Source organism: Mycobacterium hackensackense (assembly GCF_025822555.1).
Classification (GTDB): Bacteria; Actinomycetota; Actinomycetes; order Mycobacteriales; family Mycobacteriaceae; genus Mycobacterium; species Mycobacterium fluoranthenivorans.
The window spans coordinates 76,107-102,792 of the sequence record NZ_JACKUC010000029.1 but is presented as its reverse complement, the minus strand read 5'-3'; the positions used below and the strand labels follow the sequence as shown (position 1 = coordinate 102,792).

General features: G+C 66.5%; 23 protein-coding genes. 10 read left to right on the top strand and 13 right to left on the bottom strand.

The genetic code is table 11. From position 1 onward, the window contains the following. Positions 1-62 precede the first annotated feature (62 nt). A complete protein-coding gene (locus tag H7J86_RS03600; protein ID WP_187099068.1) occupies positions 63-830 on the top strand; it encodes a trypsin-like serine peptidase in 768 nt (255 codons plus the stop codon). Here H7J86_RS03600 and sthA read toward each other — a convergent pair. After that, positions 827-2,233: a Si-specific NAD(P)(+) transhydrogenase gene (gene sthA, locus H7J86_RS03595; RefSeq protein ID WP_170847223.1), complete on the bottom strand. Its 1,407-nt coding sequence runs from the start codon at positions 2,231-2,233 to the stop codon at positions 827-829. The two genes, H7J86_RS03600 and sthA, sit on opposite strands and share 4 nt — an antisense overlap. Positions 2,234-2,404: 171 nt before the next feature. Between sthA and H7J86_RS03590 the strand changes: the two genes are divergently transcribed. Further along, positions 2,405-3,439, top strand: coding sequence for a DUF4192 domain-containing protein (locus tag H7J86_RS03590; protein WP_187099069.1), 1,035 nt, complete (start codon positions 2,405-2,407; stop codon positions 3,437-3,439). Between the two features lie 5 nt (positions 3,440-3,444). Here H7J86_RS03590 and H7J86_RS03585 read toward each other — a convergent pair whose 3' ends face one another. From H7J86_RS03585 to H7J86_RS03575, 3 genes are all read right to left on the bottom strand, one after another. After that, entirely contained in the window at positions 3,445-4,149 is a 705-nt protein-coding gene (locus tag H7J86_RS03585) for an iron-dependent transcriptional repressor DtxR (protein WP_090356504.1), read from the bottom strand. 132 nt (positions 4,150-4,281) lie between these two features. Then, positions 4,282-5,241 (bottom strand): sigma-70 family RNA polymerase sigma factor, encoded by a 960-nt coding sequence (locus H7J86_RS03580; protein WP_090356502.1) that lies wholly within the window; start codon positions 5,239-5,241, stop codon positions 4,282-4,284. Between the two features lie 169 nt (positions 5,242-5,410). Beyond that, positions 5,411-5,800, bottom strand: a complete 390-nt coding sequence (locus H7J86_RS03575) for a DUF3099 domain-containing protein (RefSeq protein ID WP_267289416.1) — start codon at positions 5,798-5,800, stop codon at positions 5,411-5,413. Between the two features lie 56 nt (positions 5,801-5,856). On the opposite strand from H7J86_RS03575, the gene H7J86_RS03570 reads away from it, so the two are divergent. Continuing rightward, positions 5,857-6,093, top strand: a complete 237-nt coding sequence (locus H7J86_RS03570; RefSeq protein WP_090356499.1) for a DUF3039 domain-containing protein — start codon at positions 5,857-5,859, stop codon at positions 6,091-6,093. Here the strand turns inward: H7J86_RS03570 and H7J86_RS03565 are convergent. Next, on the bottom strand, positions 6,083-7,027 hold the full coding sequence (locus H7J86_RS03565) for a YihY/virulence factor BrkB family protein (protein ID WP_267289414.1): 945 nt from the start codon (positions 7,025-7,027) through the stop codon (positions 6,083-6,085). The genes H7J86_RS03570 and H7J86_RS03565 overlap by 11 nt on opposite strands. A 17-nt stretch (positions 7,028-7,044) precedes the next feature. Continuing rightward, positions 7,045-7,236, bottom strand: a complete 192-nt coding sequence (locus tag H7J86_RS03560) for a DUF7455 domain-containing protein (protein WP_090356496.1) — start codon at positions 7,234-7,236, stop codon at positions 7,045-7,047. Between the two features lie 135 nt (positions 7,237-7,371). On the opposite strand from H7J86_RS03560, the gene H7J86_RS03555 reads away from it, so the two are divergent. The 7 genes from H7J86_RS03555 to H7J86_RS03525 all read left to right on the top strand — a co-directional run bounded on the left by H7J86_RS03555 (position 7,372) and on the right by H7J86_RS03525 (position 15,884). Beyond that, entirely contained in the window at positions 7,372-7,734 is a 363-nt protein-coding gene (locus H7J86_RS03555) for a DUF952 domain-containing protein (protein WP_187099070.1), read from the top strand. Further along, positions 7,731-8,534 (top strand): SDR family NAD(P)-dependent oxidoreductase, encoded by an 804-nt coding sequence (locus H7J86_RS03550; RefSeq protein WP_267289412.1) that lies wholly within the window; start codon positions 7,731-7,733, stop codon positions 8,532-8,534. The genes H7J86_RS03555 and H7J86_RS03550 overlap by 4 nt, the downstream gene beginning before the upstream one ends. Before the next feature lie 61 nt (positions 8,535-8,595). Next, positions 8,596-9,384, top strand: coding sequence for a hypothetical protein (locus H7J86_RS03545; protein WP_267289410.1), 789 nt, complete (start codon positions 8,596-8,598; stop codon positions 9,382-9,384). Positions 9,385-9,518: 134 nt separating this feature from the next. Next, positions 9,519-13,478: a PecA family PE domain-processing aspartic protease gene (locus H7J86_RS03540; RefSeq protein WP_267289408.1), complete on the top strand. Its 3,960-nt coding sequence runs from the start codon at positions 9,519-9,521 to the stop codon at positions 13,476-13,478. Positions 13,479-13,685: 207 nt separating this feature from the next. Beyond that, the gene (locus H7J86_RS03535; RefSeq protein WP_090356487.1) at positions 13,686-14,078 is read left to right on the top strand and encodes a nuclear transport factor 2 family protein; all 393 of its coding nucleotides are present in this window, start codon (positions 13,686-13,688) and stop codon (positions 14,076-14,078) included. A 468-nt stretch (positions 14,079-14,546) separates the two neighbouring features. Next, positions 14,547-15,464, top strand: coding sequence for a tyrosine-type recombinase/integrase (locus H7J86_RS03530; RefSeq protein ID WP_267289406.1), 918 nt, complete (start codon positions 14,547-14,549; stop codon positions 15,462-15,464). A 126-nt stretch (positions 15,465-15,590) separates the two neighbouring features. Further along, positions 15,591-15,884, top strand: coding sequence for a hypothetical protein (locus tag H7J86_RS03525; RefSeq protein ID WP_267289404.1), 294 nt, complete (start codon positions 15,591-15,593; stop codon positions 15,882-15,884). A gap of 8 nt (positions 15,885-15,892) precedes the next feature. On the opposite strand, the gene H7J86_RS03520 is transcribed toward H7J86_RS03525, so the two are convergent. The 7 genes from H7J86_RS03520 to H7J86_RS03490 form a co-directional block, all read right to left on the bottom strand. Beyond that, the gene (locus H7J86_RS03520; protein ID WP_267289402.1) at positions 15,893-16,333 is read right to left on the bottom strand and encodes a hypothetical protein; all 441 of its coding nucleotides are present in this window, start codon (positions 16,331-16,333) and stop codon (positions 15,893-15,895) included. After that, positions 16,330-20,286 carry a lysozyme family protein gene (locus tag H7J86_RS03515; protein ID WP_267289401.1) on the bottom strand — a complete coding sequence of 1,319 codons (3,957 nt, stop codon included), beginning with the start codon at positions 20,284-20,286 and terminating at the stop codon, positions 16,330-16,332. The genes H7J86_RS03520 and H7J86_RS03515 overlap by 4 nt, the downstream gene beginning before the upstream one ends. 426 nt (positions 20,287-20,712) lie before the next feature. Beyond that, positions 20,713-21,300 carry a hypothetical protein gene (locus tag H7J86_RS03510; RefSeq protein ID WP_267289400.1) on the bottom strand — a complete coding sequence of 196 codons (588 nt, stop codon included), beginning with the start codon at positions 21,298-21,300 and terminating at the stop codon, positions 20,713-20,715. Between the two features lie 2,075 nt (positions 21,301-23,375). After that, entirely contained in the window at positions 23,376-23,648 is a 273-nt protein-coding gene (locus tag H7J86_RS03505; RefSeq protein ID WP_267289399.1) for a hypothetical protein, read from the bottom strand. Positions 23,649-23,777: 129 nt separating this feature from the next. Next, positions 23,778-24,182: a hypothetical protein gene (locus H7J86_RS03500; protein WP_267289398.1), complete on the bottom strand. Its 405-nt coding sequence runs from the start codon at positions 24,180-24,182 to the stop codon at positions 23,778-23,780. A gap of 2 nt (positions 24,183-24,184) precedes the next feature. Continuing rightward, positions 24,185-25,093: a tyrosine-type recombinase/integrase gene (locus H7J86_RS03495; protein ID WP_267289396.1), complete on the bottom strand. Its 909-nt coding sequence runs from the start codon at positions 25,091-25,093 to the stop codon at positions 24,185-24,187. 91 nt (positions 25,094-25,184) lie between these two features. Continuing rightward, the gene (locus H7J86_RS03490) at positions 25,185-26,618 is read right to left on the bottom strand and encodes an RNA polymerase sigma factor (RefSeq protein ID WP_090357226.1); all 1,434 of its coding nucleotides are present in this window, start codon (positions 26,616-26,618) and stop codon (positions 25,185-25,187) included. Positions 26,619-26,686 lie beyond the last annotated feature (68 nt).

Sequence of the window (26,686 nt, the reverse complement as noted above, 5' to 3'; positions counted from 1 at the left end):
GCCCCGGCCTACACGCTCCCAGCACTTTCAACAGGTTTCTCGGGCAGGATCATCTCGTGCGCATGACGGTGAGGGTAATGGTGGTGGCACTGATGGGTGCGCTGCTCGCCGGGTGCGCCGCCGCGCCCCAGATGGTGCACAGTTCGGCCGTCGCGACCGGCACCCCGGAGGCTGCCCCGGTCGCGCCTGACCGGCGCATCGGCGCGCTGTTCGTCGGCGGGGGCGACCTGCACGCGTGCACCGCGGCGGTGCTGGATTCACCCAGCGGAGACCTGATCCTGACCGCGGCACATTGTCTGGACGGGGGTGCGGACGCGAACTTCGCGGCCGGATTCGCCGGGGTGGCCTCGGCCGACGACCTGTGGCATGTCGACGCCGTCTATCTGGACCCGCGGTGGAGTGCGAACCAGAACCCCCGCGCCGATTTCGCCATCGCGAGGGTCAGCCGGGCCGGTGGCGGATCGTTGGCCGCGTCGGTCGGCGGCGGGCTGCGGCTGGGAACCGCGCCGGCGTCCGGCACCGATGTCGCGGTCACCGGCTACCCGATGGGAGTGGGGGGCGGTCCGATCGGCTGCCGCGGCACGACGAGCACCACCAAGGCCGGGTTCCCGCTGCTGCGCTGCGGTGGCCTGGTCGACGGCACCAGCGGTTCACCGTGGCTGGTCGGCTCGACCATCACCGGGCTGACGGGTGGGCTCGATGGCGGTGGATGTGCCGAAAACCTGTCGTACTCACCACCTTTCGACGAGGCGCCGGAAGATCTGCTGGTCCGCGCCGAGGCGCGTGGGCCGGGGGACCAGACCCCGGATTCCTCGGAGGTGGACTGCTAACGCTTGAACTGGCTCAGCGCACGCAGCTTGTTCATCACGTCCAGCGCCGCGACCTTGTAGGCCTCGGAGAAGGTGGGGTAGTTGAAGACCGCATCGACGAGATACTCGACGGTGCCCCCGCAACCCATCACCGCTTGGCCGATATGCACCAATTCGGTGGCCGCACTGCCGAAGATGTGGACGCCCAGGATCTTGAGATCCTCGGTGGACACCAGCAGCTTGAGCATGCCGTAGGAGTCGCCGGCGATCTGGCCGCGGGCCAGTTCCCGGTAGCGGGAGACGCCGACCTCGTACGGGATCGAGTCCTTGGTCAGGTCGACCTCGGTGAGGCCGACATAGGACACCTCGGGGATCGAGTAGATCCCGATCGGCTGCAGGTCCATCATGCCCTTGGTGGGCTCGCCGAACGCGTGGTAGGCGGCCAGCCGCCCCTGTTCCATCGACGTCGCGGCCAGCGCGGGGAAGCCGATGACATCGCCGACGGCGTAGATGTGGTCGACCTTGGTGGCGAAGTTGTCGTCGACGAAGATCCGGCCCCGGGCGTCGGCCTCCAGGCCGGCGTTGGCCAGGTCGAGGTGATCGGTCTGGCCCTGGCGGCCCGCGGAGTACATCACCGTCTCGGCCGGGATCTGCTTACCGCTGGCCAGGGTGGTCACGGTGCCGGCCGCACCGACGTCGACGGCGGTGACCTCCTCGCCGAACCGGAACGTCACGGCCAGATCGCGGAGGTGGAATCGCAGCGCCTCGACGATCTCCGGGTCACAGAACTCCAGCATCGCGTCGCGTTTCTCGACGACGGTCACCTTGGTGCCCAGGGCGGCGAACATCGAGGCGTACTCGATGCCGATCACCCCGGCGCCCACCACCACCATGGAGGTCGGGATGGCCTTGAGGTCAAGGATTCCGTCGGAGTCCAGCACCCGGTTCTCGTCGAACTCGACGCCGCTCGGGCGGGCGGGTTTGGTGCCGGTGGCGATGACGAAATACCGGCCGCGCACCGTGATCCGCTCCGCGCGGCCGGGATCGTCGATCGCCACGGTGTGGTCGTCGACGAACCGGCCGTGCCCGACATAGAGCTCGACCCGGTTGCGCATCAGCTGCGAGCGCACCACGTCGATCTCCTTGCCGATCACGTGCTGGGTCCGGGCCAGCAGATCGGCGGGGGTGATCTTCTCCTTGACGCGATAGCTGGCGCCGTACAGTTCGCGCTGGCTCATCCCGGTCAGGTAGACGACGGCTTCGCGCAACGTCTTCGACGGAATGGTGCCGGTGTTGACGCAGACGCCGCCCAGCATCGCGCCCCGCTCGATGACCGCCACGGACTTGCCGAGCTTGGCGGCGGCGATGGCTGCCCGCTGGCCGCCGGGGCCGGAACCGATGACGACGAGGTCGTACTCCTGCATGGAACCCATGTGTGAAGTCCTACGCCGGTTCCGGCGATCTCGCACGTCGACGGCGGGTAATGGCGTGTGAACAACAGTCGATCAATCCACAGTTACCGATTCATCCACAGCCGGTGCCGCCGGGGCCCGTTTATCGCCTTGGGTGACGGTGCGGCCTGTGACGGTCTGGATATGACCACACAACCTCGCTTCACAGATCTCGACCGGCCTGCCGCCCTGATCGCGGCGCTGCCCGCGGTCCTCGGTTTCGTCCCCGTCCACTCGCTGGTCCTGGTCACAGTCGACCGCGGTGACATCGGCCCCGTTCTGCGGGTGGACCTCAGCGCCGCTCTCACGGCGGGCACCGAGCATTTCGCGTCGGTGGTGGCGTCGTCGTGTCCGGACGCGGCGATCGCCGTCATCGTCGACGAGAACATGCCGGACTGCAGCGCCTGCGCCGGTGACCACCTCGAACTGGCCGACCGGCTGGCGGAGTCGCTGGACGGGCACGCGATCACGCTGCTGGCCGCGCTCGTGGTGGACCGGGTCACCCCGGGCGGACGGTGGCGCTGCGCCGACGGGTGCGGTGCCGGCGGCGTGATCGACGATCCCGAATCGTCGCCGATGGCGGCGGCAGCAGTGCTTGAGGGGCGCAGGCTCTACGGTCGGCGTGAGGAGCTGGAACAGGTCGTCGATATCGTCGACCTGGACCGTTGCGACCGGCTGACCGAGCAGATAGCGCGTCGCGCCACAGGTGACCCGACCCCTGCCGCGGAGGCGGTGCGGTTGGCACTGCGGATGGCCGAACAGGTCGGTGCCGGGACCGATCCCGACGATGCCGAGGTGGCGGCCCTGGCGTGCGCGCTCACCGACCCCCGGGTCCGGGACACGCTCTATGCGCTGGCGGTCGGGGAGCGGGCCGCCGAGGCGGAGTCGCTGTGGACGCGGCTGGCACGCATCCTGCCGCAACCGTGGCGGACGGAGGCCCTGGTGCTGGTGGCCTTCTCGGCCTACGTGCGCGGCGACGGCCCACTCGCCGGGATCTCCCTGGAAGCGGCGCTGAAATGCCAGGCGACCCACCGCATGGCCGGCATGCTGGACCAGGCCCTTCAGTCGGGGATGCACCCGCGGCAGATACGCGAACTGGCGCTCACCGGTTATCGGACCGCAGCGCAACTCGGCGTGCAATTACCCCCGCGGCGCGCGTTCGGTCAGCGCGGCCGATGACCTGTTCAGGCCTTCTCCACCTTGACGGCGTGGGCCATATGGTGCGGTAGCTCGACTTCCTGATGCCCCGGAATCAGGATCAGCACGCCACCCTGGCCGCCCGGTTCGTCACTCACCTGCACGGTGACCCTGGCGTTGGGGACGACGCCGGCGTCCTTGAGCCGGCCGATCAGCTCGACATCGCCCTGCACATGTTCGGTGAGCTGGCGCACCACCACCGCGACCGGCGATCCGGCCGGCAATTCGGTGAGGCGCACCAGGTTTGCGTCCTCGGGGATGCCCGATTCGCCGTAGCCCAGCTCGGACAGCCCGGGGATGGGGTTGCCGAACGGGGACGTGGTGGGGTTGTTGAGGACCTGCAGGAGGCGGCGCTCCACGTCCTCGCTCATCACGTGTTCCCAGCGGCAGGCCTCGGCGTGCACTTCCTCCCAGGGCAGGCCGATCACGTCGACCAACAGGCGCTCGGCGAGGCGATGCTTGCGCATCACCGAGACGGCCAGGTAGCGGCCCTTCTCGGTGAGTTCCAGATGGCGGTCGCCCGCGACGTGCAGCAGGCCGTCGCGCTCCATCCTGGACACGGTCTGACTGACGGTCGGCCCGCTCTGCTCAAGGCGTTCGGCGATACGGGCACGCAACGGCACCACGCCCTCTTCCTCGAGGTCGTAGATGGTCCGCAGATACATCTCCGTGGTGTCGATCAGATCATTCATGCGCTACCTTCCAGGCCCTCCGTCAGCTGCCGAGTCTACCGGTCTGGCCGCCTGAACAGGGCTCCAACATCCCCCTTGCGAACAGTGTGATGCCCGCCGCGCGAACGCGACGGGCATCACCTGAGAGGAAACCTAGCTGGCGTAGGAGCGCAACCGCTCGGCACGCTCGCCATTGCGGAGCTTGGCCATCACTTCACGTTCGATCTGGCGCACCCGCTCACGGGACAGTCCGAACAGCTTGCCGATCTGGTCGAGGGTGCGCGGCTGCCCGTCGTCCAGGCCGAAGCGCAGTCGGATGACCTGCTGTTCGCGCTCGTCCAGCGTCGCGAGCACGTACCGGATATCGGTGTGCAGCAGCTCGGCGATCACCGCGTTCTCCGCCGACATGGCCTCGGCGTCCTCGATGAAGTCGCCCAGCGGGGCCTCTTCGTCGGTTCCGACCGGCATGTCCAGGCTCACCGGGTCGCGGCTGTGCTCCAGCAGGTCGTTGATCTTCTCCACCGGGATGCCCGACTCTTCGGCGAGCTCCTCGTCGGTGGCCTCGCGGCCCAGGTTCTGGTGCATCTCGCGCTTGATCCGGGCCAGCTTGTTGACCTGCTCCACCAGGTGCACGGGCAGCCGGATGGTGCGGCTCTGGTCGGCCATGCCACGCGTGATGGCCTGCCGGATCCACCACGTCGCGTAGGTGGAGAACTTGAATCCCTTTGTGTAGTCGAACTTCTCCATGGCGCGGATGAGCCCGAGGTTGCCCTCCTGGATCAGGTCCAGCAGCGGCATACCGCGCCCGGTGTAGCGCTTGGCCAGCGACACCACGAGGCGCAGGTTGGCCTCCAGCAGATGGCGGCGGGCGGCATCGCCGTCACGCACCACCGCGGCCAGATCCTTCTTGCGGGCATCTCCGAGACGCTTGCGGGTGTCGAGCACATGCTGGGCGTACAGGCCCGCCTCGATGCGCTTGGCCAACTCGACCTCGTCTGCGGCGGTCAACAGCGCGGTCTTACCGATGCCGTTGAGATACACCCGGACGAGATCGGCGGCTGGGCTCTGAGCGTCCAGATCGCTGTCGACACGACTGATGCTGGCGATCGCCATTTACAGGCCTCCTGATCGGCTGGAACTTTCACTGCGTTCAACGTCCGTACAGTGCCCAGAGTTCCCGCTGGTTCCCGATGTCACACCTATTGACCTGCGGTTTTTTCGCGGTGACCTGAGAATGTCCTGAGAAGTGCGCAAGAAGGGCGCTCAGGTGGGAACGCAGCGATCAGGAGGGTTCGGTGTCGGGGTCCCGTTCGGTGCGCGGCGCGTGTTCCAGTGCGGGACGCTCGGCGGTGGGGAACAGGGGAGTGCGACGTGGGCCTCCGGCCGCGTAGCGGCGCGGCTCCGTCGCCTTGCGCGGCGGGCGGTCGTTGGCGATCAGCACGGCCATCCACGGCAAGGGGACGGACAACACGATGATGCCCAGTGAGATGAGCCCGTTGTGCCAGATTCCGTAGGCGACGGCGGCCAGCACCAGGGCCGGGATCCGGAACGCCATCAGGGTGAAGTACTTGCGCATCCTGGCGCGATGCTGCTCTTCATAGGGTAGGGCGGCGCGGGTGATCAGGATCGGTCGACCGTCGTCGTCGAAACCCAGCTCCGGGCCGTGTTTCATAACTTCCACTCTCCCACATCTTCGCAACGCCGGACCCGGCCAGGCACAATGTACGGATGCAGACCCAGACGATCGAACGCCCGGATACCGACGAACGTGTCGATGACGGAACCGACGACGACGCCCCCAAGGTCTTCCATTACGTGAAGAAGGAAAAGATCGCCGAAAGTGCCGTCATGGGTACGCATGTCGTCGCGCTGTGCGGTGAGGTGTTCCCGGTGACCAAGGCCGCCAAACCGGGCTCGCCGGTCTGCCCGGACTGCAAGCGGATCTACGAACAGCTCAAGAAGTAGCCGCGTCGTCGCCGCTGCGGATGTCGGCCTTCTCCTCGATCCACTCCCGCAGCCGGCGCGCATGCGTGTCCGGGGCCGGCCACTCCTCCTGGATCGCCGCGTTCAGCTCGGCGCCGATCATGATGGCGAACCCCAGCAGAAACGCGAACAGCAGGAACGCGATCGGCGTGGCCAGGGCGCCATACGTATAACCGGTCGCCGTGATCCACGTCAGATAGATCCGCAGGCCCACCGTCGCGATCAGGAAGACGGCCGTGGCCAGCACCGCGCCCACCACCAGCCGGTGCGTCGGCAGCGGCGCGGGCAGTGACACCCGGTACAGGATCGTCACCCCCACGATCAGCACGACCACCAGCACCGGGTAGTAGCCGTACTGCAGCACGTTGTCCCAGCTCTCCGGGATGGACTCGGAGATCTTGCGCGGGCCGAGCGCGATGAACGGCGCGGTCAGCACCGCAGACATCAGCATCACCACGTAGAGGCCCAGGGCGAAGAAACGCTGCCGCACCGGGTGGCGAAGCTCGGTCTGATCGTGGGCCTCGACCACCGAGTCGACGAACGCCGAGATCGCCGACGACCCGGCCCACAACGAGATGACGAAACCCAGGGACACCACCTCGCCGCGGGCGCCTCGCACGATGTCGTAGATCGTCGGCGCGATGATCTCGTTGACGACGTTCTGCGAGAAGAACCGGCCCGACGTACTGATCAGCTGGTTCTCGATGGTCGGCAAGGTGTCCGGACCGAACAGCGGTGCCAGGTAGGCCAGACTGCCCAGCATCCCCAGCAGCAACGGCGGCAGCGATAACGCACACCAGAATGCGGCTTGGGCGGCCTCGGAGAAGATCGAATCGTCCCAGGCCTTGGACAAGGTGCGGCGGGTGATCGGCCAGATGTGGTGGCGCGTCGGTTTTGCGGGGGGCTGGTCGCTCATGACCAGTCCAGCATTCCCTATGCGTCGACCGACTTGACCTCCAGCACCGCGGCCAGCTCGATCAGCTTGGCTTCGTGCTCATTGGCGTGGTGTTGGCAGAACAGAAGCTCGGCGCCCGACGGAAGCGTGGCGCGCACTTGCGCAGCCGCACCGCAGCGGTCGCAGCGATCGGCCCGGGTCAGCTCCGGACTGGTCAGGATTGCGTTCACGGCACGTCCTCCGTTCTGCTTGTTGCGTTGTTCTACTGTGTCAGACGTATGGGGTTCCGGCCTTGTTCCCTTGGGGTTTACCGGTGTGTCGTGTCTCACTGGCCACTCGGATTGCAGGGCGGGCAGGCTGGGCGCATGATTCGCGACCCTGAGGCGTTCGTCCATCTGTGTGCAGCGCAGGAGTGGGAAACCGCGCAGCGGGCGGGTGAACATCGCCCGTCTTCGTTGGAAGAAGTGGGCTTCGTTCATCTTTCCGCACCTGAACAGGTGCATCTGCCCGCCAATCGGCTGTACGCCGGGCGCACCGATTTGGTGTTGCTGAGCATCGACCCGGCTAAGTTGGCCGATCCGGTGCGCTGGGAACCGGGCGTGCCGACCGATCCGGAATCGATGCTCTTCCCGCATCTGTACGGGCCGCTCCCGGCAAATGCTGTGACCAGTGTCACCCGATACCTGCCCGCTGCCGACGGGCGGTTTGCTGAGTGGCCGGCGCGATGACGGGCGGGCCAGTCGCGGTGGTGACCGGTGCCAGCAGGGGCGCCGGCCGCGGTATCGCGGCGGCGTTGAGCCGCCATGGCTGGCGGGTGTACGCCACCGGCCGGACCATCTCGCAGGCCCCACCCGGCGGTGTCGCGGTGCGGGTGGACCACGCCGACGACGGTGCGGTCGCCGAGTTGTTCGCGCGCGTCGATTCGGCCGAGGGCGGCCTCGATCTGCTGGTGAACAACGCCGCCGTCGTCCACGATGAGCTCACCGGTTCGAAACCCTTCTGGGAGAAGCCCATCGAGTTGGGTGATGTCCTCGATGTGGGCCTGCGGTCGGCGTATGTCGCCTCCTGGCATGCGGCGCCACTGTTGGTGCGCCGTGAGCGTGGGCTGATCGCGTTCACCTCCTCGCCCGGTTCGGTCTGTTACATGCACGGCCCCGCGTACGGCGCGCAGAAGGCCGGCATCGACAAGATGGCCGCCGATATGGCCGTGGACTTCCGCGGTACCGGGGTGGCCTGTGTGTCGATCTGGATGGGCATCTTGTTGACCGAGCGATTTCGCGCCGCGTTCGACGGTCATCCCGAGGCCCTGGCGAAGACCGCCGCGCACGCGGAGACCCCGGAGTTCACCGGCCATCTGATCGACGCGCTGTACCGCGATCCGGGCCTGGCCGATCTCAGCGGGCACACCCTGATCGGTGCCGAGCTCGCGCAGCGCTACGGCCTCACCGACGAGGACGGCAGACAGCCGCCGTCGCACCGTGAAATGCTCGGTGGGCCGCGAGAACCCAGCGCGGTGGTGATCCGCTGAGGTACCCCGGCGGCCCGGGCGAGGGGTGACAAATACACCGCATTTCGTAAACTGACCCACCGTGGCCATACTGTCGGGTTTCGCGCCGTGGATCGTCTACTGGGTGCTGGTGGGGAATGTCCCGTTCGGGGTCGCCGCACTGGCCGCACTGGCGGTCGCGGTGGCGTCGTCGACGGTGAGCCGGATCAGGGGAGCCGCCTGGCGCACCCTCGAGATCGGTGCTCTCGCGACGTTCGTGGTTCTGGCGGTGTTGACGTTCACCCTGGGCGAGCCATTTCTGGAGCGGTGGATCCAGCCGCTGAGTACCGCCGCCATCCTGGTCGTGGCGCTTGCCGGGCTGCTGGCCGGCCGACCGTTCGTGCGGGAACTCGCCGAGGCCGATCAGGCGCCCGAGGTGCGCAAGAGCGATCTGTTCGGGCCGATCACCACCAGGATCACCTGGATCTGGGTCGGTGCCTTCGCCGCCATGACGGTGTCGGCGGCCGTCCCGCCGATCGTGTCCGGCACCGCCGGCATCCTGGACGCCGGGACACCGTTGTCCTACCTCTGCTCCTGGGTGGTGCCGTTCGTCGTGTTCGGTGCCGCCGTGGTGGCCTCGCGTGCCCTGACAGAACAGCTGATCGCCGAGGCGACCAGCCCGCACACCGTGCGCAAGACCACGTTCGTGGCGTTCAAGGAATTGGAAATCGATCAGCTGTACTACCTGGCCCGGGAGAAGGCCGATCGTGAGGCGGGCGCCGAGATGGAGGCCTACGACGTGAAGCTGGGTTCCCAGGGCGTGCCACTGACCGGTGACGAGTCCCGCGAGTCGTGGCCTGCCTCATACAAATTGCGGCCACGCAGACACTGACGCGGCACCGCTCCTGTCAGTTTGCTGGGAGTCGGTGCGCATGGGCTACCCGCCGACGCCACCGATCTCTGATAATTCAGCGTCAGCACCGTCGATTTGGGTCCTCCCAATTCGTTCTACCGAGTAGAGGATCCATGGCGCGTCGAGCACGGCACCCGTCCCCGCGTCAACGATCCGGCGGGCGCCGGGAACCTTTTGCCTGGCTCGGCGCCGGGGCTGTGACGTTGGGGGTGGGCGCGGCACTGGCCGCCGGCCCGGTCGTCGCGCGCGCCGATGACACGAGTTCCTCGTCGGCCACGTCATCGCAAGCCACGCCGGCCACGTCGGCAGCTTCGACCACGTCCGGTGCCACCGAGACGAGCCGGCCCACCTCCGTTCATGTGTGGCACCTGCCCACCCTGAGCGTGCCGAGGAAGCCGCACCATTCCGCGCACTCCGGCAACCCGTCCGCTGGCGTGGCGACTCCGAAGACGTCGACAGGGTCCACCGCCGCGGCGGATACCCCTTCGGCACCACCCGCCCGGCATGGCGAGGCCGCCGCCGAGCAGGACGCGCCCGCACCGGCGCGCCCCGTTCCGGCCGCCGCGCCCGCGGAAGTGGCCGCGGTGCGGGTGAATTCGGTGACGCCACACGTCGTCCCGGGGTTGACCCAGACGTTCCGCGCCGTGGTGCGCGCCTTGACGGCGCCGTGGACGGTGAGTGGGTCAGGCCGGGGTACGCCGGCGGAGTCGCCCGCGGTGTGGGTGCTCGCCGCGGCCGCTCGCCGCCAGATCGGGGCCACCGAGGACACCGTCGTCACACCGGTCGCGGCCACCGCGACCGTCAGCGCGCTGGCCGTGGCGACCGCCAATGCCGATCTGGTGTTCGGCACGGCGACGGTGGGCACACCCAACAGCAGCACCGGCGTGGTGACCGGCAAGGTCGTCGCCACCGACGCCGACAAGGACACGCTGACCTACACCGCCGCCGCGCAGAGCGCCGCGGGCGGCACCGTGGCGCTCAACACGTCCACCGGAACCTTCACCTACACCCCCACCACCGCCGCCCGGCACGCGGCCGCGGCCATCGGTGCGACGACGGCCACCTCCGACACCTTCACTGTCGACGCGTCGGACGGCAACGGCGGCACCGCAACCCAGACGGTGACCGTGAAGGTCGCACCGCTGAACACCGCGCCGGTGCTCGCCGCGACACAGGTGGCCGGCGCGGTCAGCGCCACCGATCCCGACGGTGACACGTTGAGCTACAGCGCGACGCCCACGAAGGGCACCATCGCCTTCTCGTCGACGGGTGCGTTCACCTACACCCCGACCGCGGCGGCCCAGCACGCCGCGGCCGCCACCGGGGCGTCGTCCTCGGTGAAGACCGACACCTTCACCGTCACCGTGTCCGACGGCTACGGCGGCACGGTGGTGACCAAGGTGACGGTGACGATCACCCCGGCCGATACGGCCCCGGTCATCAGCACCATCCCGACCGTGAGCGCACCGAACGCCGCCACCGGTGTCGTGACCGGCACGGTCGCCGCCGCCGACGCCGACAACGACAAGCTGACCTATGCGGCCACCGCGGCCAAAGGCGCCGTCAGCATCAACACCGGCACGGGGGCGTTCACCTACACCCCGACTACCGCTGCCCGGCACGCCGCGGCCTCCGATACCGCCACCGACGCCGACAAATCCGACACCGTGACGATCACCGTCTCCGACGGCCACGGCGGCACCGTCACCAGCGCCGTCGACGTGACCGTTGCGCCGAGGGACAGTGCGCCGAAAGTCTCGGCCACCGTGGGCAGTCCGAATTCGATGACCGGAGTGGTGACCGGCACGATCAAGGCCACCGACGCCGAGAAGGACACCGTCGTCTACAGCGTGACGACTGCCACCGCCAAAGGCACCCTCACGCTGGACGCGAGTTCCGGGGCGTACACCTACACCCCGACCACCGACGCGCGCCTGGCCGCCGCGGCCAAGGGTGCCGGCACCGCCGCCACACACGACACCTTCACCGTCGCGGTCGACGACGGTCACGGCGCCACGGTCACCAAGACCGTCACGGTGTCGGTGTCCCCGTTGGGGGATAAGCCGGTCGCGGGCACGCCGAGTGTGGGCTCGGCAGACTCGACCGGAACCGTCACCGGCACAGTCGAATTCACCGAGCCCTACCCGCAGCTGCCGCTGACCTACGCGGTCACCACGGCGACCACCAAGGGCACGATCACCCTGGATGCGGTCACCGGTGAATTCACCTACACCCCGAACACGGTCGCCCGCCTGGCCGCCGGAGTCTCGACCACACCGGTCACCGACAAATTCACCGTGAGCGCCGCGAATTCGATCACCTCGACCGCCGAGACCGTCACCGTGACGGTCGCCCCCGCCGTGCTCGGGGTCACCGACAGCACCGGCACGGGTGGTACCCCGTTCGTACGGACCGGCACGCTCAGCCCCGACGGTAAGACCGCCTACGTCGCGAACGCGAGCGCGGGCACGGTGTCGGTCACCGATACCGCGAGCAACGCCGTCACCGGAACCATCACGGTCGGAAAGAACCCCGGCGCCATCGCGGTCAGTGCCGACGGTGCCACCGTCTATGTCGCCAACGCGGGTTCGGGCACGGTGTCGGTGATCAACACGGCCACCGACACCGTCATCAAGACCATCAGGGTGGGCAGCACGCCCTCGGGGCTGGCGCTGCGGCTCAACGGCAGCAGGCTCTATGTCGCCAACGCGGGTTCGGGCACGGTGACGGTGATCAACACCGCGACCAGGATCGTCACCAAAACCATCAGAGTGGGCAGTGCACCGGTCGGGTTGGCGATCAGTGCCGACGGCAGCGCGCTCTATGTCACCAACACCGGCGCCGACTCGGTGTCGGTGATCAACGCCGCCACCAACAGGCTGGCCGTCACCACCGGACTCGGTGTCGCGGTCGACACGCTGCTCAGCGGCTCCGGTGCCACCCTCTCCGTCACCAACGGCGTCGACACACCGGTGGCGGGAACCATCACGGTCGGTACGCCCAGCACCACCACCGGTGCGGTCACCGGCACCGTCTCCTACACCGACCCGTCCGGAAAGACGTTGACGTACAAGGTGATCACCGCGCCGGCCGACGGCACGGTGAAGGTGACGTCGACCGGTGCGTTCACCTACACCCCGACCGTCGCCGCCCGCCTGGCCGCCGCGCTGACCAGTGGCAGCACCGACACGTTCACCGTCGTGGCCACCAACGGCCTGGCGACGACCGCCCAGACGGTCACCGTGCCGGTCTCGGGTGAGGTCAACGCGTCCGTCGCGCTGAAGATGGTCTACGGCACCGAGCCGGTGATCCACATCTCGGTCAACGGTGGGCCGAGCGTGCCGGTGTTGGTGGACACCGGATCCGTGGGCCTGGTGATCACCTCCAAGTACGTGGGGACACAACAGGACCTGGGTACCTCGACGGGATCGGGGGCCAGCGGATACTCCGGTGGACTGAGCTACACCTTCGACACCTACACGACCACAGTGGATTTCGGCAACGGAATCGTCTCCGGGCCCACCTCGGTCGATATCGTCAGTGCGGCTTCGCAGTCGGCGTTCGCCTCGTTCGCCGCCCGCGACGGGGTGGTCGGCATCCTCGGTATCGGACCGAATTCGTATGGGCCGGGCCCCAGTTCGGTGATCTCCGCGCTGCCCGGTGACCTGAACTACGGCGTGCTGATCGACGAGCAGGACGGTCTGCTGGAATTCGGCCCCAACCCGCGGTCGGCTCTCGTGACGCTCAGTGGGGCTCCCTGGACGACGCTGGAGGTGCAGGTCGGCACGGGGGTCGTCACGCAGGTGCTGACGGTGATCGATTCCGGCGGCGTCTACGGCACCATCCCGTCGTCGTTGGTCGGGGGAGGATCGAGCGTGCCCGTCGGCACGGTCATCAAGGTCTACACGAGCGACGGCACGACGTTGCTGTACTCGTACACGACGACGTCCGGGAACCGTCCGACCGTCACGTCGGACACCTACATGAACTCCGGTACGGCGCCGTTCGCGCTGGGGCCGATTTACATCTCCTACACGGGTTCCAGCGCGGGCCAGACGATCTTCGACGTCTAGACCGACCGTGGCCGGCAAACGGTGTGCGGCGAAGGCCGGTTAGCCCCGCGAGGACCGGTGAATGTTTGCGTGTACATCCAGCGGCGGGAGGCTTACATTCGATATGGCGCGTGAAGGGTCTGACTGATCCGAGAGCCGACTTCGCGTGACTTCCCTGAGCGGCTCAGCCCGTCACAGCCGAATATCGGATCGGCGGAAGGAACGGCAATGTCAGAGGAACAGGACAATATCGAACTCGTCACACGGGGCTACCAGGCCTTCGCCAGCGGCGATATGGAGACCGTGATGGCGTTGTTCGACGACAACGTCGAGTGGGTGCAGCCCGGCAACAGCACGATCAGCGGCACCTACCACGGCAAGGGTGAGCTGGGCCAGTACCTGGCCAAGCTGGGTGAGAAGAGCCCGACGGTGACGATGAACAAACTGCTCGCCGACGGAGACACGGTGGTGGCGCTCACCGAGGTCGCCGCCGCCGGTGAAAAGGCGCGCGACGCCGAAGTTTTCACCATTCGCGACGGAAAGACGATCCGGGTGGTGGTACACACCGATACCGCGATGATGGAGCGCGTCTACGGCTCCAAACAGCACGCGGCCCACTAGAACGACGAATGGCCGCCACCCCAACCGGGTGGCGACCATGTCGTCGTTCTCAAGAACCTAGTCCAGGTAGTCCCGCACTAGGGGTCGATATGCGCTGTAGGGGGCCTGATCTGAGCAGATCGGGTGCGAGCGGGGTAGCCCCGAATATCTTGGACTGAGTAAGGCGACTCTCACTGAACGAGAGAGGTCATCCTCCATGACAACTATCCGTGATTTCGACACGCTCGTAGCGAGACTTCACGACAGCGTGCACTGCGAGATCGCGACACTGACAGGTGCCGCTTGCCGCCGTCCCGCGTCCTGGAGGATCAACTTGCACGGATGTGAGCAGGCCAATGCGTGCGGCCACCACAAAGAGGCGTGGCTGCGAGAGGCGGTGGCCAACCACACTAGGGCTGGGATTCCACGATGCGTCCATTGTGGGCAGATGTTTGCAACTCTCGGTGATGCCTTCTCGGTGACACCGCTATGAGCACGGTGGTGGTCGGCCTAGACGACTGGGAGCTGTGGCAGCACGGACAAAGGTTGTCCACCGTCACTGTGTCCGAGAGGGTCCGGGTGCTGCGTGCGTTCTACGAGGAAACCCAGGTGCAGCCCGTCAGCGCTGGACCGCTGGATATTTCGCGGTGGTTGGCCGACCATGCAGATGACTGGTCGGACTCTACTGCCTGTGCCTACACGTCTTATCTCGCGTCTTGGTTTAAGTGGTTGCAGATCGTAGACCGCCGCGCCGATAATCCGATGATCAAGGTCGGAACCCCGAAGGCGCCGGACCGTGTTCCTCGCCCAATCGCAGATTCTGACGTGCCAGTGCTTCTTGCAGCAAGAATGTGGTCATCCACTCGATCGATGATTCTGCTGGCCTTATTGGCGGGGCTACGAGTTAGCGAAATCGCGCGAGTCAGGGGTCAGGACGTGGATTTGCCCGCCAGGCTGCTGTGGGTTAAAGGTAAAGGCCGCAGGGTGCGGTCAATCCCAATGCATCCTCTGCTAATCGAGCTGGCCAGTACGATGCCAGCCACGGGCTACTGGTTCCCGATGCGCGGGCATCCCAACGAGCCCATGCACTCAAAATCGGTGTCTGACGTGATTCGACTAACTATGCGCCGAGCGGGCGTACGCGGTACGCCGCATTGCCTGCGGCACTGGTACGCCACTAGCTTGCTTGATGACGGCAACGACATTCGAGTCGTTCAGGAACTTATGCGGCACAAGTCGATTCAGTCGACTCAGATGTACACGCGGGTGTCAAACGAACGTCAGCGGGAAGCTATAGCTGCTTTGAGCCTGGGACGTTATCGCCAGCAAATCAGTGAGCGGCACGCTCGCGCCGCCGACAAGTATTTTCAGCAATATGGCGATCCCGGAGCCCATGGGCGAGATTAGGTCGCGGAAATGACAGAACGCCCGGTCGACCGGTGGAATGACGACATCCCCCTGCGCCCCGCCGGTACCGTGCCCTCATTTCATTCACGGCGAAGAAAGGCGCGATTGGCCCGTAGCATGGACGCCATGAGTTCGGCCACGGTGTACGTGTCGCACGGCGCGACGGTGGATGAAGTGCGCGCCGCTGTGGACGCGTATCTGCCGACCGTGGGCCGACCGATCGAAACTGGCGTCGAGTTCGGCGACGAATATCCGGGCTTCGCCGTCGCCATAGATGTCTACGGAGCCAACGAGGACACGGTGACCGCCGACGCGCGCCAGCTCGCCGACAACCTGGCCGAGCTGCTGCCAGGCCACCGGTTTGCAACCTCCGCCGATCTGGAAGCGGGCGTCAAGCCACCCTTGACGCCAGACCTCTGACCCTGGGGTCAATCGGGGCTGTAGCCCAACGACTTGCTGTGGATCGCAACCGCGTCTACTTCGCCGGGTCTCAGTATGGCGATGCGCCACTGAGTGCCGGAGGGGACTCGGAACTCGCGGGCGATCCGGGGTTGATCGCGCCAGCTGGTGGGGTCGGCGGACCAGGGTTGTCCGATCGCGCCGTCGCTGCCCAGCGAAACGGCTGTCACTATGGGTCGGCCGTCGCTGAAGTAGTCGGCGTGTTCGTCGTCTTCGGGGACATGCGCGTGGATCGCTTCGGTGAGGACTTCGCGTAGTTGGTCGAGTTCGAATCTGAGTGCTTCGACTTCGTAGGGCGGGGCGAGCATGTCGGCCAGGTCGAGTAGTTTGCAGGCCCAGCGGAGGGTGAAGTGGCCTCGTGCGGCGCATTCTTTGAGTGAGTCGAGCACGGTGAAAGTTGGTGTTGTCATAGTCCGGCGAAGCTCCCTTGTTGGTCTTGGGCTTCGCGGATGCGAAGCTCGCGGAATACGTCTTGTGTGTTGTGGCCGTAGATGCCGCCGACGTAGGTGCGCGGCCCCCCGCCTCCCGCCTGGGCGTGCGGTTTAAGCTCCGCGCTCGGTAGCTCTTGCGGCCGGACCATCGTCGCGGGCCAGCCGTATGCCGGGAGGTTGGGCGTACCGAGTTGTGTGTTGCCGACCAGGGAACTGGATACGACGTTGGCCACGCCCTTAGCGACCTTTCCGGCCTGCTGGACGCCGCCCTGAATCATGGAGGACGCCAGCCCGGCGCCCATTCCGCCGCCGCCGGTTGCGCCCATGCCCATAGACGCGGCGGTGGCGGCGATGTTGCCCAGGACCGCCGCCGAGGAATCGATCGCGGTGTTGACGGCAGCCAGGTTGTGGTCATATGACGTAGGGGCCGGGGCGTTGGTGGTGAACACGGGCGGGGGTGCCAGCTCTGTCCCTGGCGCGCTGGGCTCCTCCAGTGCCGGGCCGGGCACCGGAGGCGCGGCGGGTGCCAGTGTGGCGGCGGGCGGGCCGCTGGGGGCTGGTGCGGGGGCAGGCGCCGATGGGCGCGGGTTCATCGTTTGGGCGTGCTGACCGTCGTTGAAGCTGGGCCGGGGCGGGGTGGGCGCGTGCTGCATTGTCGCGTTCCACGCCTGCCGCATGCCCGGAGACATCAGCAATTCACCACCGGGGGCGTATCCACCGACGCCGCCGGTGTGCAGGGCGGCACGGAACGCGTACACGTTGTCGTGGCCGCCCATCGCCTCCACATCAGCGACGCTGAACATGTGCTCCTTGGCGCTGGCCATGATCGGCACCAGATCGGAGGTCGGCCCACCAATGCCCTGAATCTCGCCGCCCACGGCGTAGCCGTGGCCCTGGTTGATCCCGTTGGGAATGCCCGCTGCGTTCTGGCCGTAGCGGCTGGAAACGTAGTCGATCATGGCGTAAATCTGGGTCACGCCGTCGTTGATGCTACCGCCAGTGATGTTGTGCGCGTTGAATGTTCCCTGCTTGAACTGGCCCAGTCCGATCGCGGGCAGCCCGTCTGAGTCTTTGGGATTCAGTGCACCTGGGTTGCCGCCCGATTCGAATTGAATCTGGCCGATCAGGGCGTCAGCCCAGCCGTCGATGTTGGTGATGCCGTAGCGGCCTCCGACCTGTTGCAGCGCGGCCATGACGGTCGGGCGCCACCGCTCTGCGCCGCCACTACTGCCGGTCGGGGCGGTCGCGTACAACGAGGCACCGCCGGCCGGATTGAGCACCGTCCCGCCGCCCTGTTGCAGGCTTGCCAAATCGTCGCGCGCTTCGGCCGCCTCGCGGACCGCCCGATCGCGTGCATTCTGCGCCGAAAGTCGTTGCGAATCAGTGGCATCGGAGCCCAACTCGCGCACCCGGGCTTCGGCGATCGCGACCGCCGCGTCACGGTCAGAGATCCGGTCGGCGGCCTCGCGCATCTGCTTGGCCGTCGCGCCCTTGCCCTCACCACGGCCGGACGAATCCCCGGCCAGGCTGCCCGATAGGTCGCCGTAGTAGCCCAGGCCCTCCATGGCCGCTTTCATGTAGGCGTTGTTGGGCGAGAGGATGCTGTTCTCCAGCCCCACCATGCCTAGTGCGCCCTGCCAGAGGGTGGTGCCGAACTTCATGGCGGTGTTGGACACGAACTTGCCCATCCAGTCGGCGGTGTTCGATCCCCACTGCATCAGATCCGATGCTGGGTTTTGGCCGCCCAGTGCGCCCGCCAGGCCCCAAACGCCGGGCACCGAGGCCAACGGGTTGGAAAACCCGTTGAAGCTCTGCGCCGGGCCGTCAGCGCCGCCGCCGTGCTGGCCCGCCAGACCCTGCCCCAGGGCCAGTACGTTGCCGAGTGGGGCCTGGACGCCGGACAGGAACGAACCGAGCGCCGACATCAGCCCGCCGGACGCCTGCTGCGGGGCCGGGCCGACCGGGCCCGGCATCGCGCCACCGGGGTAGATCGGGTTGCCGTGCTCATCGATGTAGCCGCCGGTGTCGAACATCGGCAGGTCACTTGGATCGAGGCGGCCCTCGTTGACGGCGTTCATGAACGGCACGCCGTATTTGGCGACCGCTGATGCCTGCTGGACGAACTCGCGGCCGTGCAGGATCGCGGGATACCCCGATGTGGGGCCGTCTGTCACGCCGCCCTGCTCGCGCGAGGGCATTTGCAGGCCGGGGATTGGGATGCCGCCCACTGTGGCGGGGTTGGCGCTGTTGGGCGCGGTGGGCAGGACGCCGTTTTCTGCGGACGGGTCAGGGGTGGCCAGGTCGATGATGACCGGTGCAGTGGCGCCCGCGGCGCCGCCGATGACCGCGCCCGGGACACCGGCGACCTGGCCGCCGAGTAACGCACCGGTAGCCGCCGACGTGGCCTGCCCGCCCAGATCCGGGCCAGTGTAGGGACCAGGTCCGTTGACCCCGGGCAGATGTTGGTCATTGAGCACCTGAAACATCAACATCGCAGCGCCGAGCTTGCCCAGCAGGCCGCCGCCGCCCTTGGCGCCCAGCGCGCCTGAAATCTTGGTGATCTCGCCAACGATTCCGGCGGCGAATTGTGCCGTCTTCCAGGCTAGGAATCCTTCCAGGACCGCCTTGGCGAGATCGCGATTCTCGGATAGTAAATGGCTGATGTCCCTGAACGGCGGAACGACGACCGAGGCGATGTCACGCCCGCCCTGGATGATGCCGCCGAGAATGCCTGGGATGTCGCGCAGGATCGGAAGCCATTCCGCCGCAGACTTTTTCGCGTCCTCGAAGAACTGGCGGACGCTGTTCTGACCCTCTGCGGTGCGCAGCCAGTCGGCGAACTTGCCGGTGAGATCATCGAGGGTGCCAAGCAGTCCGTCCCCGCCAGCGTTTCGGGCGATGGACACGAACGCGTCACCGATGTTCTTGACGGTGCCCAGCAGGTTCCCGGCGGCGTCGATCCCCTCATCGATCCACTTTTTGAGCGAGCCGTCTTTGTCGGCGGCCTCGATGAACGTGGCGAACCGCTCGGAGGCCGTGCCGAGCGCGTCGGCCAGCCCAGGAAGGGCGTCGGTACCGGCGGCGGTCAGCGTGCCCAGTCCCCGGACCAGCGGGTCAATTACGGCCGAGAGGCGCGCCTGGGCATCGGCGGTGTTGCCCAGAATTCTGTCAAGGATGCCTTGCCCCTGTTCGGACCCCAGCGACGAGAACAGGGTTTTGATGTTGTCGTTGAGACTGGTCGCGATGTCACCCAGCCCCGATTTCAGGATGGGCAGATCGCGGCTGGCCAGCTCCCGGGCGGAGGTGGCCAGGTCACTGAACAGATTCTGCTGGACGTTGTTGTCCATGAACTCCGTTTTGATGCCCATGAATTCGGTGAGGAACGCCCGCGCGCTGGGGGCCAGCTCGCCCATCGCCTTGTTGGCTGCCGCCGCCGATTTCGCACTGCCGTCCTGGGCCTTCTCCAGGGCCGTGTAGGCGTCCTCCATGCCCGACAGGCCCAGTTTGAACGTGCCGATCGAGGCAACCGCGCCGCCGATCGCACCGGGCAGCACTAGCCCCGCCTCAGCGAGCTGCAGCACGCTCGTGGACAGTGCCCCGACACTGGCGATCACCGGATCGATCAGCGCCGGGGACAGGCCCAGCAGCAGCCCGCCCGGGTTCAAGCCGCCACCCAGGCCGCCCGTGCTGCGGGACAGTTCGTTGACCGCCCGGTCGATCGCCGAGGTGTCCGTGGTGACCCGCACGTGGACCTCGCGCGCCTCTTGCTCGGCCCGCCACGCGGTCAGCGTCGCGTCGTCGATATCCCCGATGCGGGCTGCGACTTCGACGGTGGCATCAACGCGGCGCAGATCGGCGTCGAGGTCGGTGCTGAACCGGGACATGTTGGGGCGGATGCGAACTGACGCAGATCCGCCGTCGTAATCGGCCATCAGAGGCTCGCTTTCGGTGCTATTTCGTGCGGTTGAGTGGCTGGTGAGGACCTGGTTTTGTGGCTACTGAGGAGGGTGTGGGGCGGTCTGTGCGGTCTTCTGCGGCCCGCTTTTTGGACTACGGCCGTTATCACATTCGGTGGATGGGAGTAGTGCCCTAGGCAAAAACAGCGGTCAGAGTCGCACGCAGCATTGAAGGTGCTATGGCTTCTCGGGGTTAGGCCCCGGGGGAGGGGGTTACCCCGTACCCCTGGCATGCAGTGCCGCGCGGACGGGCTGGGGGGATCGATCCAGGAGGCAGGACGCGTCACCGCGGCGGCCGAAAGGGTACTCCGCTCATCGTCCTTGCGTTCCTGGCGCGCCTGGGTAGTGCGCCAGGTGTGTTTAACCTCCACAATGATCGGACCCAGCCCGTCCGCAGGTTCTCTACTCGCTGGCGGCCAGCGCCGCTTGCGCTGTTGCCGACGCCTCAGCACGGGCCTGGTCACTCGCGGCCTCGGCTTTGTCATCTGCTCGCTTGATCAGCTCACCGCGGTGCTCGGTGGCAATGCGTGCGTGGCGGGCGCTGATGACGCCCTCAAGCGTCTCGGTCCATGTGGTGCGTTTGAACTTTGCCGATGTGCCGACACCGCGGTGACCCATCGCCACGCCTGTGTGCACGCTGACGGTCGGTTCCTCGTGGCGGCCAATCCTGGTCATGTAGTCGACGGAAACCGCTTCACACCGTGCGTCGGCGTCTTTGAGCGCGATGAACGCTGCGAACAGCTTGGCGTGGTCCAGGCGTTCTGCGGTGCTGAGATCGGTGAAGCGAGCCTCGGCTTTGGTACGGGCCTGGTTGCATTCATCGGCCGCCGTGTGGAGGTATTGCACGTGTTCGTAGTCGGCTGCGTTCCGGGCTTCGTAGCCCGCGGTGTCGATGGCTTTGGCGTGTTCGCGCATCTGCTGCGCACGCGCTTCGGCTGCATTGATCTGGTCTTCGAGGTCGACAACCTGGTTGTGAATCGGTGTGGTCATGGTCAGTAGTCCTGTCCGAGGTACGTGCCGGGGATTCGGTTTATGTTGTGCTGCAGAGCTTTAAGTTGCTTCGATTTGTCAGCCATGCTCGGCGGTGCGATGTCAAAGAAGCCGCCCCCGCCAGAGGTGCCCTGACCGGGGTTCGGCCTCATCCCGGACCCTCCTTGATGAGGATCTGGGGTAAACCCCGACGCGGGCGCTGACGGGTCGCCCTGGCCTGGCATGAGGGCTGCGGCCGAGGCGATTTGCGATGACGCGTAGTACCCGTCATCACGGGGCGCAGAGGCGAGCTGGGCGATCTTGTTCCGAAACGCAGGCGAGTTCTCGTGGTTTGTCCAGCCGACGTTGATCGGCTGACCGGTCTCAATGGCCGCCTGTAACTCGGCGGTGCTGGGTGCCTGGAATGTCATTCGTCGTGGTCCTTTCGTGGTTGTTCGTGGTCGGCCTTCGGGGGGCCGGGTGGGTGGAGTTGTCCGGCGGCGACGCCAATTGGTCGGTCGTCTGGCGGTAGGGCCTCTAGCCAGGTGCGGCAGTCGTCCAAGGCAGGGCAGAGGGCGCAGAGCCTCAGCGCTTGAGCGAGACGGGCCTGAGCGGTCGCTGTGGCCTCGCGAGAACTTGCCCCGTCGAACAAATGCGGACGGCCCCGACAACGCGCCCCTGGCAGCGCTGGGGGCAAGTTCAGTGCCGTCAGGGTCAGATGCCCCACTGAGCCTCGGTCTCACTCTTCGGCATCCGGAAGTTGGGATGGTCCGGGCAGTGGGTTTGATCTTCGAGTCGGCCTGCCTGATCGCACCTGTCGCACTCGTCAATGAGTCGACGAATCCACCTGGCGCGGTCGGTTTCCTTGACGTCACCCCCGTTGCGGCAGTGTGCGCAGTGACGGCATGGCATATCGATTTCCTCCTCGACGAGCTTCGGTAGTGCTTCACGACACGCGCCTGACCGGCGCGACTGTCATGTTGGGGTGTTTGCACTTAGCTGAGAACTGCCCGTTCAGATTTGGGGTGCCGTCCTCGTCCGCGGTCACCCAACCGTTCGTTTCGTGGCAGTCAGGGCAGCTCGCGATCAGGGTGCGTCGAAGCACGCGGTCACGGTCCTCGGCAGCCGCGATAGCCACGTCAGCGGCGGCCTGATTTTCCTTCCATGCCTCGAAAGCGGTTCGCGCGTTACCGCAATCAGGGCAGCGCTTGCGAGTGCCCTGGGGGTGGGCATCACAGAATCTCGATGGAGGTCGATCGGTGTGTGTGTCATCAAGCAGATGCCCGGGTGAGGCAGCTGCCTTCTCACTCTCTTCTTCTTTAAGTTCTCTACATAGAGGTACAGATGCCCTGTGGGGCACGGTGCCTTGCCCTGTGGGGCACGGTGCCTTGCCCTGTGGGGCAATTGAATTGCCCTGTGGGGCTCCTGGCTGGTCAGCGTCTGCCCTATGGGGCTTCTGGCTGGTCAGCGCTGTGTCGATCCGGTATGCAAGCGACTGGTCGCTTAATGGTGGAAAGTGTGCAACGACTACTGCGTCGCCCAAGTCCTGCAGTGCTTTCCTGACGACCTTGACGGACATGCCGACTTCGATCGCGATGACGCTGCGAGATGCGCGCCACCACCTGTGACCGTCGCGAACGACGCAGCCATGCCCGTCTGTCTGGCAGCGGAAGCGGATGTGCGCCAAGACAATGGCGGCAGGGGGGCCGTAACGTCGGACCTCAGCGGGTATGACGCGCAGAAATGGGGCCGATGTCACTTGGCCGCCCTCGCCGAATGGAAGCCGCAGGCTTGGCCCGGCTCTTTGACTCGATGCCGGCAGAGCAGCCCGTTTCGGCGGGGATGCCCACACAGGATCGCGTCCCCCCACACGCGGTCGCGAACGTTGCCCGGTAGTCGGCCGAGCTTCTCGTGTGGTTGATCCGGCTCGCCGTGAGCAGGGCGCTCGTTGTGAAGCTCCTTGCAGCAGACCAACCACAGCACGTCGTCCCCGGTTGGGGTGATGCAGACGGCCGCGAGGTAGCCTGCCGCACCGACATCAGCCAGACAGGCCGACCGTTCGTGGTCGATGAGGCTGCCGTCAGCTGAGTAGTAGCTCACCCGGCCGCCTTGCCTGCCTTCGCCGCACGGCTGCGCCGAACTCTGGCCGATTTGAGGGCAAGTCGCTGGAAGTACTCTTTGCGGGCGTACGCCGCTCTCGTTGCCCGCTCTGCGGGGGTGAGTGCGCCGTCTGGGTCCACCTGCTGCTCGAATTTGTCCAGCAGTGCGCGCCGGGCGGGGGCGGTGCGAGCGGCGCGGTCGGGGGTGTTGGCCCACGATTTGTACGCGCCGATGCGGCCTAGCAGTTCGCTTTCACGTGATGTAGGCATGGACAGTCAAGCTCCGTTTCAAGGGAGTCTTGACCCGCCGCCCATCGAGAAAAGTGCGAGTCGTTCCGAGCTAGCTCGGGGCACGATTCACGCCACCATAGCGCTGCCCGATTCGGGTCTCTCGGCAACCTACAGCGCTCGGCGTGTCGGCAGCAGTTGACGGGGTCGGTGACCATCGGCCATGGCGGCCAGCAGACCGTTCGTTGGAACTGAGAACTTCGCGCCGCACGCTGCATGGCACAACACCACAATGTCGTCGGCGTTTTGCGCAAGGTAGGACCCGTGAAACCCCTTGCTGCGCTGACCTTTTAGCCTCCGAGACAAAGCTGCTGTTTTTCGCGGGGCAAGCGGTTCGGGTTCGGCGATTCGGTGAAAAAGCACCGGCCACGGCGGAGGCGGTACTGTCTCGTCCTCGGGATTGGCCGTCAACGCATCCTTGACGCGCAGTTGCGCGGGGGTGAGAATCCATGCGATCCGCTGCTTGCATTTCGGGCAAATAAAGGTGACCCGCGGCTTCGGCGACGTCTTGCCCATGGTCACAGCTCTCCCAGGTTCAGATTGCGCGCCTCGGCCGCAGCTCGGTCGGCTGCGGTGGAACGGGTGTAGCGGTCGATCATGTCCCGGGTTGCCCACCCGGCGACTGACATGAGACCACCTTCGGAGCCACCTGCGGCGAGCCAGCGCGAGGCGGCGGTGTGCCGCAGCAGGTGTGGGTGAAAGTGCTTGAGCCCCGCCAGATCTGCCCGATACTTCAGAGTCTTGTGTAGGCCGTAGTACTCCAGGCTTTTGCCGCGGTCACCAAGCCATAGCGTGGATGTCGCGGCGAGCAGGTGTGTTCGCCGGGTGCGTAGGTAGCGGTCGATCGCGACGCCGGTCGACGGGCCGAACGGCGCGATGCGACCCTTGCCGCCTTTGCCGCGCCGGACGGTGACTATTCCACGGTTCAGGTCGATGTCATCGACGGTGAGGCCGCACACCTCTCCGGCCCGCATACCTGTTTCGGCCATCAGTCGGACGATAGCCTCGTCGCGGCGGTCTCGAAATTCCTTGCCGCCGCACGCCTTGATCAGCTTACGCAGCTCGTCGTCGGACAGTGAGTCGGTGACCTTCGTGTCCAGTTTCGGCGCTTTGAGGCCGAGCAGCGGATCCTCGTCGATCTCGCCTTCCTCTTCTAGCCACGCGGAGAATCGGCGCATGGCCAGCTGGCGCGAGCGCGCGGTCGACGGTTCGGCTCCAGCGTCGAGCAGATCGGCGACGAACGCCTTCATCAGATCGCGGTCGAGCGCGGGGGAGTGTCCGCGCTCGGCGCACCACCGCAAGAACGCCCGCACACCGTCGCCATAGACCTTGATGGTGGCCGCAGACTTGCGCTCAGCACGCAATGACAGCTCCCAGGACGGCAACAGCGCTCCCAGATCAAGGGGTATCGGTTTGCGACTCGCCATACCGATATCTTGACTGGAAGCGCTGTAGCTGTCTACTATTTCTGAACTGACCAGCGAATCTGCTGGTCAGAGTAATAATTGAGAGTGTCGCTCAGTCCAGGTAGTCCCGCAGCACCTGCGAGCGGCTGGGGTGGCGCAGCTTGCTCATCGTCTTGGACTCGATCTGGCGGATGCGTTCCCGCGTCACGCCGTAGACCTGGCCGATCTCGTCGAGGGTGCGGGGCTGACCGTCGGTCAGGCCGAAGCGCAGCCGGACCACGCCGGCCTCGCGCTCGGACAGCGTCTCCAGCACCGACTGCAGCTGATCCTGCAGCAGGGTGAAGCTCACCGCGTCCACGGCCACCACGGCCTCGGAGTCCTCGATGAAGTCACCGAGCTGCGAATCGCCCTCGTCGCCGATGGTCTGGTCCAGGGAGATCGGCTCACGCGCGTACTGCTGGATCTCCAGCACCTTCTCCGGCGTGATGTCCATTTCCTTGGCCAGCTCTTCGGGCGTGGGCTCGCGGCCCAGGTCCTGAAGCAGCTCGCGCTGGATCCGGCCCAGCTTGTTGATGACCTCGACCATGTGCACCGGGATACGGATGGTGCGGGCCTGGTCGGCCATGGCGCGGGTGATGGCCTGGCGGATCCACCAGGTGGCGTACGTGGAGAACTTGTAGCCCTTGGTGTAGTCGAACTTCTCGACCGCGCGGATCAGACCGAGGTTGCCCTCCTGGATCAGGTCCAGGAACGCCATACCGCGGCCGGTGTAGCGCTTGGCCAGCGACACCACCAGACGCAGGTTGGCCTCCAACAGGTGGTTCTTGGCGCGGTCACCGTCGCGGCAGATCCACTGGTAGTCGCGGCGCTGAGCGGTGGTGAGCTTCTCGCCCTTCTCGGCGAACTCGACCATCAACTGGGTGCAGTACAGCCCGGCCTCGATACGCTTGGCGAGCTCGACCTCTTCCTCGGCGTTGAGCAGCGCGACCTTGCCGATCTGCTTCAGGTACGCGCGGACCGAGTCGGCCGATGCCGTGAGCTCGGCGTCCTTGCGGGCCTGGCGCAGGGCCTCGGATTCTTCCTCGTCCCAGACGAAGTCACCGGAGGCCTTGTCCTTCTCCGTCGGCTCGGGATGCTCCTCGTCGGCGGCCTTCGCCGCCGGCTTGGCGCCCGGCACGACCACCGCGACGATCTCGACCTCGCCGTCGGTCTCGGCGTCTTCACCGTCCTCGTCGCCGTCGGTGCTCTCGTCTGCGTCGTCGGTGTCGAGGTCGTCGTCGATCTCGACCTCCTCGACCTCGAGATCGTCGCCCGGCTCCGCCTCGAGATCGTCGTTCTCCAGATCCTCGGCGAGGTCTACGACGTCGGCATCGGGGTCCGGCGCGCCCGCAGCCTTGGCTGCGGCCTTCTTGGCGGGAGCCTTGGTTGCGCGCTTCGCGGGGGCCTTGGCAGCTGCGGCCTTGGCGGGAGCCTTTTTGGCAGGAGTCTTGGCGGCGGTGCGCTTCACCGGCTCGTCGGTTGCCGGGCTTGCTTTTGTCGCTGCCACGTACACCCTTTCGGTCTTGCGGATTCCGGGGCGCACGCATGCGTCACCGGAAAGCGTCGGCTGTGTCG

Excerpts from the sequence above, each read along its gene's own strand:
- H7J86_RS03600 (WP_187099068.1), top strand. The coding sequence starts at position 63 with ATGACGGTGAGGGTAATGGTGGTGGCACTGATGGGTGCGCTGCTCGCC.
- sthA (WP_170847223.1), bottom strand. The coding sequence starts at position 2,233 with ATGCAGGAGTACGACCTCGTCGTCATCGGTTCCGGCCCCGGCGGCCAG.
- H7J86_RS03590 (WP_187099069.1), top strand. The coding sequence starts at position 2,405 with ATGACCACACAACCTCGCTTCACAGATCTCGACCGGCCTGCCGCCCTG.
- H7J86_RS03585 (WP_090356504.1), bottom strand. The coding sequence starts at position 4,149 with ATGAATGATCTGATCGACACCACGGAGATGTATCTGCGGACCATCTAC.
- H7J86_RS03580 (WP_090356502.1), bottom strand. The coding sequence starts at position 5,241 with ATGGCGATCGCCAGCATCAGTCGTGTCGACAGCGATCTGGACGCTCAG.
- H7J86_RS03575 (WP_267289416.1), bottom strand. The coding sequence starts at position 5,800 with ATGAAACACGGCCCGGAGCTGGGTTTCGACGACGACGGTCGACCGATC.
- H7J86_RS03570 (WP_090356499.1), top strand. The coding sequence starts at position 5,857 with ATGCAGACCCAGACGATCGAACGCCCGGATACCGACGAACGTGTCGAT.
- H7J86_RS03565 (WP_267289414.1), bottom strand. The coding sequence starts at position 7,027 with ATGAGCGACCAGCCCCCCGCAAAACCGACGCGCCACCACATCTGGCCG.
- H7J86_RS03555 (WP_187099070.1), top strand. The coding sequence starts at position 7,372 with ATGATTCGCGACCCTGAGGCGTTCGTCCATCTGTGTGCAGCGCAGGAG.
- H7J86_RS03550 (WP_267289412.1), top strand. The coding sequence starts at position 7,731 with ATGACGGGCGGGCCAGTCGCGGTGGTGACCGGTGCCAGCAGGGGCGCC.
- H7J86_RS03540 (WP_267289408.1), top strand. The coding sequence starts at position 9,519 with ATGGCGCGTCGAGCACGGCACCCGTCCCCGCGTCAACGATCCGGCGGG.
- H7J86_RS03535 (WP_090356487.1), top strand. The coding sequence starts at position 13,686 with ATGTCAGAGGAACAGGACAATATCGAACTCGTCACACGGGGCTACCAG.
- H7J86_RS03530 (WP_267289406.1), top strand. The coding sequence starts at position 14,547 with ATGAGCACGGTGGTGGTCGGCCTAGACGACTGGGAGCTGTGGCAGCAC.
- H7J86_RS03525 (WP_267289404.1), top strand. The coding sequence starts at position 15,591 with ATGAGTTCGGCCACGGTGTACGTGTCGCACGGCGCGACGGTGGATGAA.
- H7J86_RS03520 (WP_267289402.1), bottom strand. The coding sequence starts at position 16,333 with ATGACAACACCAACTTTCACCGTGCTCGACTCACTCAAAGAATGCGCC.
- H7J86_RS03515 (WP_267289401.1), bottom strand. The coding sequence starts at position 20,286 with ATGGCCGATTACGACGGCGGATCTGCGTCAGTTCGCATCCGCCCCAAC.
- H7J86_RS03510 (WP_267289400.1), bottom strand. The coding sequence starts at position 21,300 with ATGACCACACCGATTCACAACCAGGTTGTCGACCTCGAAGACCAGATC.
- H7J86_RS03505 (WP_267289399.1), bottom strand. The coding sequence starts at position 23,648 with ATGCCTACATCACGTGAAAGCGAACTGCTAGGCCGCATCGGCGCGTAC.
- H7J86_RS03500 (WP_267289398.1), bottom strand. The coding sequence starts at position 24,182 with ATGGGCAAGACGTCGCCGAAGCCGCGGGTCACCTTTATTTGCCCGAAA.
- H7J86_RS03495 (WP_267289396.1), bottom strand. The coding sequence starts at position 25,093 with ATGGCGAGTCGCAAACCGATACCCCTTGATCTGGGAGCGCTGTTGCCG.